Genomic DNA, 10,239 nt, shown 5'->3' on the forward strand with positions numbered 1-10,239 from the left:
CTTCTTGGGCACAGCGACATCCTTCCAGCGGGACCTCGTCCCACAGATGGAGTGTCAACCAGCCCTGCAGCAGTCCCATCCTCGGAACCGCCGTCTCCGTCACTCCGTGACTACCGGCCTCGACCGCGGCAGCCTGCCGCGGTCGAGGCCGCGTCTCATTCCCTTGGTTGTGAGACACGCTGTGATGGGATACGTCGGCGACAGCCGCCACGCAGACGCCGCCGTCTCACAAGTCGGTTCGAAACTATGCGTGTCGACGCCAGTCTTCCCGTCGACTTCTGAGACGATCCGGGCGTGACGCTCATCGGCTACGCCAGGGTCAGCACCGACCACCAGAACCTTGAGGCCCAGCGCGACGCGCTGACAGCGGCAGGGTGCGAGCGGATCTACACCGACACCATGTCGGGGGCGAGTGAGTCCCGGCCCGGGCTCGCCGCGCTGCTGGACTACGCCCGGGCCGGCGACACCATCGTCGTGGTCGCACTCGACCGGCTCGGGCGATCCCTGTCCGGTGTCATCCGCACAATCGAAGCCCTCACTACCGCGGGAGTGTTGCTTCGGTCCCTGCGCGAGGGCATCGACTACGCCACGCCCACTGGACGCATGCTCGCCGGGATCTTCGGGGCGCTGGCCGAATACGAGCGCGAGCTCATGCATGAACGCGCCGCCGCCGCGCGAGCCGCCGCCCGGGCCCGCGGCCGGCACACCGGCCGCCCCCCGCGCCTGTCCCCCGCCCAAGCCCGCCAGGTCCGTGCACTACGCGACGGCGGCGAGGGCATCACCGACCTCGTGCGCACCTTCGCCGTCTCCCGCGCCACGATCTACCGCGCGCTGCAGGCGACCGAACCAACCCTCACCGAACCCGTCCCCTGACCCGTCACACAACTCATCCGTGCTGCGCTCGAGCGGCCATGAGTTAAGTACGCCAGTTCGGAACGCTCGGACAGTGCCACACCGGGGGGCGTCACCCAGACGCCGGATGACGCGGCGCACGGTCGTCCATACGGTCGGCGCATGGAACGGCGATACGACCAGAACGACCTCAACACGTACGGCGCCGAAGACGACGAGGACATGGACGCGATCCTCCGCGCGATCGATGACGCGATCGCCGACGAGCCGACGTCCGATCAGTAGCACCCTGCCCACGCCGGCACCGCAGTAGACCCGCCCTTGTGCCGCGCCGGGGCGGTTGCATGTGCGAGACGCCCTGAACCTCCCTAGCCGGAACGTCACGGCGTCAGCGGTGACGTACGGGAAACTTCACTCGACGTTGACCATCGAAGTGAGATCCATGCGGCACCAGTCCTCGCATCCACGCACGCCTCGCTGGGTCGCCCCGCCAGGGTGGCCCACACCGCCAGCCGGCTGGTACCCCGATCCCGGGTGGCGCCCCCCCGCGAGCTGGCCCACTCCCCCACCCGACTGGATCTGGTGGCGCGACGACCGCGGACGACCTCTGCCCACCCCGGCTACGCCGCCGACCGCGCCCCGGTACGCGATCAACACGTGGCGCGATGCCGAGATCACCACGGCTGCGATGCTGCGAGACCTGGGCTTTCGGGACGCGAGCGTGACCAAGCAGGGCGCCGACGGCGGCATCGACGTCACCGGACGACATGTCGCAGCCCAGGTGAAGTGGCACGCCAAGCCGGTAGGTCGACCCGACTTGCAGCGCCTGGTCGGCGCAGCAGGAACCCAGCGTCAACTCGTGTTCGTCTCCCGCGAGGGCTTCTCCGCCCCAGCCGTCCAGTACGCGGACCAGCTCAACATGGCGCTCGTCTCCCTGGATTGGTGGGCGGTGGCACGGCCCCGCAACAGCGTCGCTGAGCGCATGCTCCACGCACGCACGCGAACTTGAGCTCGACGCGCGCATCGTTCGAAGCACCTCCTGGATCTGCGAGCACTACCCCTCACCACTGGCGGCTCAACTGCAGGTCGCCGCTGCCCGATGGGCCAGTGTGAGCATGCCGCCAGATGACCTCCCTCGTTCCCCCACGGGCCGCGTCCCGCAGTGGGTTCGCGACGAGACGGTCCGCCGACACGACACGTCATGGCGCACCCGGTCGCCAGGCAGGGCTGAAGCAGCGTCTAGAGGCCGCGCACGCTTCGCCTTCGCGGCCGCAGCGGTAGCGGTGGGCTGCGGGTTGGCCTGGTTGGGGTACCAACTTCAGCCCGAGGCGGCCCAGCATCTTTGGGCGTCCCTGCCCCGCACCGCAGCGATCGCCCCAACCGAGATCACTCCGAGCAGCCCAACCGGCTGGGTCGACGTGGTGTGCCAGCCCGCACCCGGCGCGGCCGGCTACGTGTTCACCGCTCCCTCCGGGACCGAGGTGTCGTGTGACAACGGCGCAACGCCGCACTCATCCCCGCAGTACCTGCCATAGGCGCCGGCCTATCGCATGCACCGCGCCCGCACTCGGGAGCAGCGGAGCACGGAGTGCTGTGACATGCACCTAAACGATCGTTTGAGTGCGCCTCGACGCTCGCGACGGGGCGTAGAAGCGTTGCGCGTCCTGCGGGGTCCGGCGTACCGCGTGCGGCAGTGTGTGGCTCGCCGTGCGATGCCAAGTGGAGGTGAGCGTGGGTGACCGCGAGAGGTCGGTCGTTCAGCGGCTGAGGGCCGGGCAGCCGCTCGACGGGCTCGAGTTGGAAAAGGTGGCGGGTCGCTGGGACCTCCGAGGGATGCGCCTGTCCCCGCCGATCACGCGCGCGCCGGGCCCCAGAGGTGCCGGCGTGGCGACTGTCTCCCTCTCGGGCATGGACGAGCTGCGCGGGGTGACCCTGTCGGGCCTGGACCTGAGCGGGGCTACCTGGGAGAGCCTGCGCCTGCTCGATGTGCGGGTCGAGGACTGCGTGTTCGACGATGCCCGACTGCCTGACTTGCGCATGTGGGAGTCGCGATGGACCGACTGCTCGATGCGCGGCACACGCCTGAACGGCGGCTCTATGGCGGGGCGGACCCCGGTCTGGCGACGCCGCGGGTCCACGCAGTGGGCGGGCGTCGACTTCACCGGCGCGGATCTGCGTGACACAGCCCACGGCGGCGAGCTGTACACCGGCTGCGACTTCAGCCACGCCCGCCTGGAGAGCGTCGACTTCTCCGACGCGCGGCACGTGCGGTCCCGGTTCGCCGGCGTCCTCCGGGAGGTCTTCTTCTACCGGCGTGCACCTCAGTCGTCTCGACTGCGACCCGTGAACGAAATGCGCGATGTCGACCTGACCGCTGCGCGCCTGACCGACTGTTCGTTCTTCGGGCTCGACCTGGCTTCCGCCCGGCTGCCGTCAGCCGCGCTCCACGTGATCGCGCTCGGGAAGGTCCCCGTCGCGCGTCGCGTGCTGGCGCTCATGACCAGCACCGGCACGCTCGAGTCGATGATCGGCCTACGCGTCGCGATGGAGTACTGGATCGAGGAAGGGCCCGACACGCCCACCGCGTGGGGCATCGCGGACCGAGCGAGCCTCGGCGAGAGCGACGAGGAGCGAAACCGAGCTCTCGCTCTGGTCGAGCGTGCCCAACGGGAAAGCGCACCTATCCCGAGGTGACCCCGGGTCAGCTGCTCGCGGTCGGCGCGCAAGGTCAGGGCCACCGTCGCTCGGTGACTCCACCCTGGTGCTGACCGTCATCGCCGCCGCGGGCGGCGCGATCGGCCTCGGCCTCGTAGGCGCGCGGGCGACCGAGCGGTACAGGTCCCGCCCTAGTTGGACGGGGGACGCGAGGCGTACATGTACTCAAACGTTCGTTTGAGTACACCCACGCACGAGCGTGCTCAGCGTCGTCGGGGACGATGTTGCCCGTGTCGAAGAACTCGAAGAAGCCGCGGAAGCCTCACACCGACGAGCAGTCCGTGGCGCCGCGGCTGGAGTTCACGTTCCGGCTGAGCAGACGAGGATGGGCCGAGGCGACCATCTCCGACGGCACGAACGCGACGAGCATGGGGCCGTCGTTCCTCAGCGACGCCCTCGGGGACCTGCTGAGGACCGTGAACCGAGTCCTCGCCGGCGCGCGGGAGGCGGAGTGCGTCTGGGCGGAGGAACCGGGGTTCGACCGGTGGCACTTCGTGCGGGACGAGGACCGTGTCGCCTTGCGTGTCTTCACGGTCGATGACGACCTCGAGGGAGAGGCCGAGCTCGTCTTCGAGACGCGCCAGACCCTTCCCGCGCTCGGTGACGCCTTCCTGCGCGGGGCCCAGACCGTGCTCAACGAGTACGGGCCCGAGCGGTACCGCAACAAGTGGGTCGAGCACCCGTTCCCCACCGAGGAGCTGGAGCTGCTCCGGAGGAGACTCCAGCACCGCTGACCGCCGTACATGCACTCAAACGATCGTTTGAGTACACGCACGTCTCGCCTGCTCTGCCTGGCTAGAGGCGGGTCACCAGCGGCTTTTGGCGTCGACTGCGTCGGCGAAGGTGGTCCACGCCTCGGTGGTGTCGGTGGCGAGCTCCGTCTGCGCGTTGTCGAAGATCCCATGGAGCGCGAGGTAGAGCTCCTGGCGCTCCTCAGTCTCGATGAAGCCGGTGCGGGTGTCGATGCGGTTCATGCCCTCGGCGAGGTCGTGCCCGAGCGCGGGCATCACGCCGATCCACTCCTCGCGCGGAGTCTCACGCAGCGTGGTCACGATCGCGTCGCGCGTGAGGCGAAACTGGGCGAGCGCGCGGGCGTAGATCCGGGCGCTGATGTGTGGGCGACCGTCCCAGACGCGCAGTGGGTTGGCTCGGTTCTCCTCGACCCACCCCGGGGGACGTGCACCACGCACCTCGAGCAGGGTGCCGTGGCGGACCTCGCGGCGCCAGAGCCGACGGGTCGCCTCCGCGTAGTCGGCCGGGACGCTGTCCAGGCTCAGCGCTTCCAGGTGCGGGACAGACTCCGGCAGCAGGCAGTCCTGGGCCGTCATGCCGAACAGGTTCGTCAGCGCAACCTGAGTCAGGTGCGCTGAGCTGTTGAGCCGGGCGCTGTTGCGCAGGATCCCGAGGTCTCCTTCGAGGTCGAGGTGGCGAAGCTCCGGGAAGCGCTCGACCACCGATGCGCAGTCGAGGTCCACGATGCCGTTCACGTGCAGCTGACGAACATCGAGCCGCGCAGGGCCGGCCAGCACGTCCTCGAGCTCGCGCGCCGTCAGCGCAAGACGAGACGGCGCCGGGAGGGGACCTCGGTTGCCGGCCGCGCGCCAGCGCGCATGGGCGACGTCCGTTCCAAGCTGCCAGTAGCCGAACGTCCTGGGCATCGCAGCCGCAACAGCCGGCACCGGCATCGACCCGACGACCTGGACGCCGCGGGGCAGCTGCCACGGGCAGCGGACGTGTGCCAACCCCCGCGCCGCATAGACGGGCCGAGCATCCCGGACGTCGTCCAACGTGCCTGGCTGCTCGCCGACCCAGTCGAGCTCGAGAACCGCGATCAGCCGCTCACCAGCGTCCACATGCGTGATCTGCCCCGCCGACCACCCACCCAGCACCTCCGAGTACCCCGTGACGACATCACCAGCCACCGGACGCGGCGGAGCAGCGGATCGCTTCCCACTCACCATCTCGACCCCCAGTCGTGCGCGGACCCGGCAGGCGAGCAGACACTCGCCCCTCCGCCGCGACGCCTCCGAAGCGTGCGGCAGGGACCGCGCAGCCCACAAGCGGACCTCCCGACAGCGACGTGACTTCGGGCGCCCCGGATACATGCACGCAAGCCTTCGTTTGAGTACAGGTCGCTGCACGGCGCCGGACCTAGACTCCCGGCCCAACGAGGTGGCAGCGGAACGGACGCGGAGGTGGCTGGTGCTGGAGGTTGATTGCGAGGAGCCCAAGTCGCAGGCGTGTCCGGACTGCGGCGGCCGGCGTCAGCTGGTCACCGGCCAGGTGTTCATTGACGAGACGACCTCAGCCGCTTTCCTCGCCTTCCTCTACGACCACGAGGGCGGCCGAGAGGTGTACCTCGACCTCATCATCGGGACCTGGGGAGACAACGGCGACCCCTCGACGCGGCTCACCTTCTCCACCCGCACCGGCCCGACGGAGGGCGGGGTCATCGGCTCGACCCTGCTCGACGGGCGCGCCAACTCACCGGACGATGCCTTCTTCGGCCGGAAGGTCTCGCGCGCGGAAGGGCTGAACCACCCCCTGCTACCGACTGTCTGGCTCTGCAACGACACCGTCCTCGCACAGGTTCCGGCTGTCGCCCAGCACCTCGCCGGAGCACACACACATCACCGGCGGCGGCGGCGCTGGCCCTGGCGCAGGGCTTAGACCCGCCCGTCCCACCTCCTCGCCCCGTGGGTACATGCACTCAAACGATCGTTTGAGTACGCCTGGGTGCGAGGCTGTCGGCATGCTGTGCGAGCGCGAGGTGCCGACGCCGCTGGGGCCTGTCCGGGTGTCGCTGACCGTGGACACCGGCGCTGAGACGGTGCACACCGAGACGGTCGTGCTCCCCTCGGAGGCTAAGGTCGTGCGGTGGTGGACGGACTCGCGCCTGGAGGTGCGGTGCCTCGTCGTCCGGTACGACGAGGTGTGGAACACGTATGGCGTGTTCACGGCGGAGGCGTGCTGGGGTGTGGCGTGGTCGGTGCTGACCGAGCGCGAGACGTCTGCGGTCACCGTGTGCGGACGCACGCCGCCCGGGCTCACCGCGGGCACGAACTGGGGAGAGGACCTGGCCGCGGTCGAGGTGGAGTCCCCCGAGTGGACCCTGCACGTCGGAGGGCCCAACGACCTGCTCCTCCCCGCCCTTGTGGAGTCGCAGGACGCCCCGGCCTCCTGGCGGGGCCGGCTCAGTGACGAAACGGTGACCGACGGCCCCGACGGGCTGACCTGGTCTTACCCTCCGCTGCAGGCCCGCGAGGTGATGACCACGCACGTCGCGATCGCCTGGGCACCGACCAGCGCTGCGCAGCCCGTGACGACGTGGCTTGCGGTCGACACCGACCCGAAGCACCTCCTCGACTACGCCGGTCTGACCTCGACCGCGCCCGCGCGTCGAGGATGGCGTCACGTGCCGCGACCCTGACCTGGGCCGCGAGGCGCCAAGTACATGCACTCAAACGTTCGTTTAGGTGCACTTCTGAGGTCGTTGCCGTGGACGCGGCCGTCGGTTAGCGCTGGGCGTCGGCTGTAGCGTCGCGATCGTGCGTGCGCCGGGGCGGGGACAGGTCGATGTCGAGCTGGTCGAGGCCGTGGGTGCCGCCGCGCCGGCGGTCGAGCGCGGTGCCGACTGGCGGGAGCTGGTGAGGCGCGTCCCTCGCCGGGCCTGGACTGTCGTTGCGGGCGTCGTGGTGCTCACGCTCGGCGCGGGCGGCTTCGTCGAGTGGCGGGCCGAGCGAGCGCAGACGAGCCGGCTCGAGCGCATCGAAGGCCTCACAGGATCACTCGCAGCGCCGCTGACCGACGTCTGGGAGGCTCCGGGCGAGGGTGTGATCGGCATCATCGGTGACGTCCTGGTGCTGTACGGCCCGGAGGGTGAGGGGGTGCTCGGTGTCGGCCTGGACGACGGCGCGCCCCGCTGGGAACGGAGCCCGGGCGGCTCGTTCGGGTGCTGGTTCGTGCGCGGCGATGGGGGTACCCGCGCGGGGTGGTGGCAGGGGCCGGTGGACGTGCTCGAGCCGGGGTCCGCGGTCCTGGCCTGCGTCGACTCCGTCCCGTTCGAGGGCGTGAGCTTTCCGAACGTCGTCACCGGGTCCGGCGGAGCCTCCGCTTTGGGCCCGCAGTCCGAGGTCAGCGTCCTCGACCCCGCCTCTGGTGCCATCCTCCGGCGGCTCGTCCTTCCGGGCTCGGGCCATCCGACGCAGATCGAGGACAGCGTCGTCGCAGTGGGTCTGGACGCGGAGGACCGTCTCGTCGGGAGCCGGTGGTCGTTGCTCACCGGTGAGCTGGCTTGGGAGTACACGGGCCCGAACGTGGGCCGTGTGGCCGGCGTCAGCATGTGGTCGGACACCGAGACGATGACCTGGGAGGCGGGTGATGTCTCGGTCACCCTCGACTCCCGCACCGGCGACGCGATCGATCCCCCGAGCGAAGGTGAACCGGGCGAGAGCGAGCTCGACCGGTTCACACTGCCCGACGGCGGGACCGCGGTCTCCTCCGTCATCGACGGCACGGGCGTCGAGCTCACCGTGACGGACGCCGACGGCACACCGCGCTTCACGACCACCGGACATGCCTTCGAGCCGCTCGTCGACGACGGTACTGCCCCGCACACGATGCTCGTCCAGCCCTCGGGTGGCGCCGGGATCATGGCGGTCGACGCACGCACGGGCGAGGACCTGTGGCGCTCCGCGACCCCCCGATGGGCCAGCCCGGTCGTGCTCGCCGGGCGCGTCGTCCTGCGTGAGAAGGACCGGGTCGCCGCGGTCGACGTCCACACGGGCGAGACGGTCTGGGAGCACGACGACCACGAGCCGGACGCAGGCGGCGGGCTCGTGACCGACGGGCGCACCGTCCTCATCCTGGCGCGCGTGGACGGCCAGACATCTCTGGTCGCGCGAGACGTCGAGACCGGCGAGCAGCTCTGGCGCATCCCCTCCCCGGTCGACGCGGGTGCCCTGCAGCCGCTGCGCGACGGCCGAGTGCTCCTCTCCGGCTCGAGACGGACCGTCCTCCTGGCACCGTGACCCGACCTCAAGCTCGAATCGGAGATCTCCACCCATCGCACGCCGAGGCCTAGCCGTCATGCGCCCGTCGGCAGGTGCGGAGGTGTGGGCTCGGGCGCTGGTCACTCCCGTACATGTACTCAAACGTTCGTTTAGGTACACGCGCGCTCGGCTACAGCCGCCTCAGCTCGTGGGCGTCTGCAGCACCGGCGCACTGATGATGTCCGCTTCTGCGTCCCGCCCGAGCGCGGCCGCCAGGCGCCGGACGGTCTGCAGCCAGTGCGGGCTTCCCGGGGCGCCAGGCATGGTGATGCCGGGAACGCCGAGCTCGGAATTCGTCGAGTTGCGCGTCAGCAACGCCTCGTAGGCATTCGCTCTGCTGGAGAGCTCGTCAAGCACGGGGAAGCCCGTTGTCGTCAGCGTCCGCACGACGTCGGTGATGATCGGCTCGAGGTTGCCCGCGTCTTCGTCGACGGCCCAGGTGTCGAACCGGTCTTCATCCGTGTCTCGCTCGTACGGGTGGAACGCCCCCGGCTGCGCCAGAGCCTTCCCCAGGATCACCTGGAACGTGCACTCGTAGTAGTTCGGCCGCCCCAGCGCAGAGGCCACGGGGGTGCGCTCCTCGATCTCGCACTCAGGGATCCACACGCCCGCGTAGACCGCGAAAGAGAACGACGTGCAGCCAACCCCGAACGAGGAGTAGGCACCCACCGCCTGGAAGTCCACGACCTCGATCACCCCGCCCTGGCGCCGTCGCCACGCCTTGCGCCCGGTGAAGTCATCGAACCCCTGCCGCTCCAGTACCGGCCGCACGTGACGCCGGATCGCGCGTGTGACCATCGCGTTCTGCCCACTCATCCGCTCACTGTGCGACATCGCTCGTCGCGACGACAGCCCGCTGAACGGGTGCGGGGCGCGCACAAGCTCGCTTCTCGACCTTGACCTCGACCTCGCGGGCAGGGGTCATCCCCACGCTCCTGCAGTAGTTGAGCGGCCCCGGGCGCGAGACGACCCTTCGAGTACATGCACTCAAACGATCGTTTAGGTACATGCCCCTCGCGTCGTACGCGGATCCTCACCCGCATCGGGTGACGATCACCCAATGCGGGTGAGGACTCGCTCCTGTGCGCCACGCACTGTCGCGAGGGATGCACACCCCGGACCGGCGGAGGACGACGAGCATGAGCGCAGCCAAGGCAGCGAGCACGACCACACGTTCGGTGCTGGAGGCGGCACACGAGCGTTACGCGATGGACGACCGTCAGGACTTCGGTGACGCCGACCGAGGTCTGATCGCCGCTATCCCGGACGGCGCGGTTCGGGAGGACGACGGTCGGGTGAGCCTCGACCTGGGCTGGTTCGACTTCCTGGGCCAGGACGGGGATCCCGCGCCCGACACGGTCGACGCGAGCCTGTGGCGCCAGTCGCAGCTCATCCGCAAGGCCGGTCTGTACCGGGTGGTCGACGGCCTCTACCAGGTGCGCAACAACGACATCGCGACCGTGACCTTCGTCGAGGGTCCGGACGGTGTCGTGGTGGTGGACTGCGGCTCCTCGGTGGCCGCTGCACGGCAGGCGCTCGCGCTTCTCCGGGAGCACGTGACCGACAAGCCGGTCGTCGCCGTGATCTACACCCACACCCACATCGACCACTACGGCGGCGT

At 69.8% G+C, this 10,239-nt stretch carries 11 protein-coding genes; 9 read left to right on the forward strand and 2 right to left on the reverse strand.

What is annotated here, in order from left to right; translation table 11 throughout:
• The first annotated feature begins 294 nt into the window (after positions 1-294).
• The 5 genes from AB6N24_RS21715 to AB6N24_RS21735 all read left to right on the forward strand — a co-directional run bounded on the left by AB6N24_RS21715 (position 295) and on the right by AB6N24_RS21735 (position 4,301).
• Positions 295-873, forward strand: coding sequence for a recombinase family protein (locus AB6N24_RS21715; protein WP_412871444.1), 579 nt, complete (start codon positions 295-297; stop codon positions 871-873).
• A gap of 141 nt (positions 874-1,014) precedes the next feature.
• The gene (locus AB6N24_RS21720) at positions 1,015-1,137 is read left to right on the forward strand and encodes a hypothetical protein (protein WP_412871445.1); all 123 of its coding nucleotides are present in this window, start codon (positions 1,015-1,017) and stop codon (positions 1,135-1,137) included.
• A 157-nt stretch (positions 1,138-1,294) separates the two neighbouring features.
• A complete protein-coding gene (locus tag AB6N24_RS21725; protein WP_412871446.1) occupies positions 1,295-1,861 on the forward strand; it encodes a restriction endonuclease in 567 nt (188 codons plus the stop codon).
• An 875-nt stretch (positions 1,862-2,736) separates the two neighbouring features.
• Positions 2,737-3,546, forward strand: coding sequence for a pentapeptide repeat-containing protein (locus AB6N24_RS21730; RefSeq protein ID WP_412871447.1), 810 nt, complete (start codon positions 2,737-2,739; stop codon positions 3,544-3,546).
• Between the two features lie 251 nt (positions 3,547-3,797).
• Positions 3,798-4,301, forward strand: a complete 504-nt coding sequence (locus AB6N24_RS21735; RefSeq protein WP_412871448.1) for a hypothetical protein — start codon at positions 3,798-3,800, stop codon at positions 4,299-4,301.
• A 72-nt stretch (positions 4,302-4,373) separates the two neighbouring features.
• Here AB6N24_RS21735 and AB6N24_RS21740 read toward each other — a convergent pair whose 3' ends face one another.
• Positions 4,374-5,420 (reverse strand): hypothetical protein, encoded by a 1,047-nt coding sequence (locus AB6N24_RS21740; RefSeq protein WP_412871449.1) that lies wholly within the window; start codon positions 5,418-5,420, stop codon positions 4,374-4,376.
• 349 nt (positions 5,421-5,769) lie between these two features.
• Here AB6N24_RS21740 and AB6N24_RS21745 point away from each other — a divergent pair, with 349 nt between their 5' ends.
• The 3 genes from AB6N24_RS21745 to AB6N24_RS21755 all read left to right on the forward strand — a co-directional run bounded on the left by AB6N24_RS21745 (position 5,770) and on the right by AB6N24_RS21755 (position 8,597).
• Positions 5,770-6,237, forward strand: a complete 468-nt coding sequence (locus AB6N24_RS21745; protein WP_412871450.1) for a hypothetical protein — start codon at positions 5,770-5,772, stop codon at positions 6,235-6,237.
• Positions 6,238-6,319: 82 nt separating this feature from the next.
• The gene (locus tag AB6N24_RS21750; protein ID WP_412871451.1) at positions 6,320-6,997 is read left to right on the forward strand and encodes a hypothetical protein; all 678 of its coding nucleotides are present in this window, start codon (positions 6,320-6,322) and stop codon (positions 6,995-6,997) included.
• Between the two features lie 118 nt (positions 6,998-7,115).
• A complete protein-coding gene (locus AB6N24_RS21755) occupies positions 7,116-8,597 on the forward strand; it encodes an outer membrane protein assembly factor BamB family protein (protein WP_412871452.1) in 1,482 nt (493 codons plus the stop codon).
• A gap of 162 nt (positions 8,598-8,759) precedes the next feature.
• Here the strand turns inward: AB6N24_RS21755 and AB6N24_RS21760 are convergent, their stop codons facing one another.
• Positions 8,760-9,434, reverse strand: a complete 675-nt coding sequence (locus AB6N24_RS21760; RefSeq protein ID WP_412871453.1) for a DUF4304 domain-containing protein — start codon at positions 9,432-9,434, stop codon at positions 8,760-8,762.
• A 323-nt stretch (positions 9,435-9,757) separates the two neighbouring features.
• Between AB6N24_RS21760 and AB6N24_RS21765 the strand changes: the two genes are divergently transcribed.
• Positions 9,758-10,239: MBL fold metallo-hydrolase (locus tag AB6N24_RS21765; protein WP_412871454.1), on the forward strand; the 482-nt coding region annotated here is incomplete at its 3' end.

The sequence above is a fragment of the Cellulomonas jepli genome (assembly GCF_047229345.1).
Classification (GTDB): domain Bacteria; phylum Actinomycetota; class Actinomycetes; order Actinomycetales; family Cellulomonadaceae; genus Cellulomonas_A.

Excerpts from the sequence above, each read along its gene's own strand:
- AB6N24_RS21750 (WP_412871451.1), top strand. The coding sequence starts at position 6,320 with ATGCTGTGCGAGCGCGAGGTGCCGACGCCGCTGGGGCCTGTCCGGGTG.
- AB6N24_RS21725 (WP_412871446.1), top strand. The coding sequence starts at position 1,295 with ATGCGGCACCAGTCCTCGCATCCACGCACGCCTCGCTGGGTCGCCCCG.
- AB6N24_RS21720 (WP_412871445.1), top strand. The coding sequence starts at position 1,015 with ATGGAACGGCGATACGACCAGAACGACCTCAACACGTACGGCGCCGAA.
- AB6N24_RS21760 (WP_412871453.1), bottom strand. The coding sequence starts at position 9,434 with ATGAGTGGGCAGAACGCGATGGTCACACGCGCGATCCGGCGTCACGTG.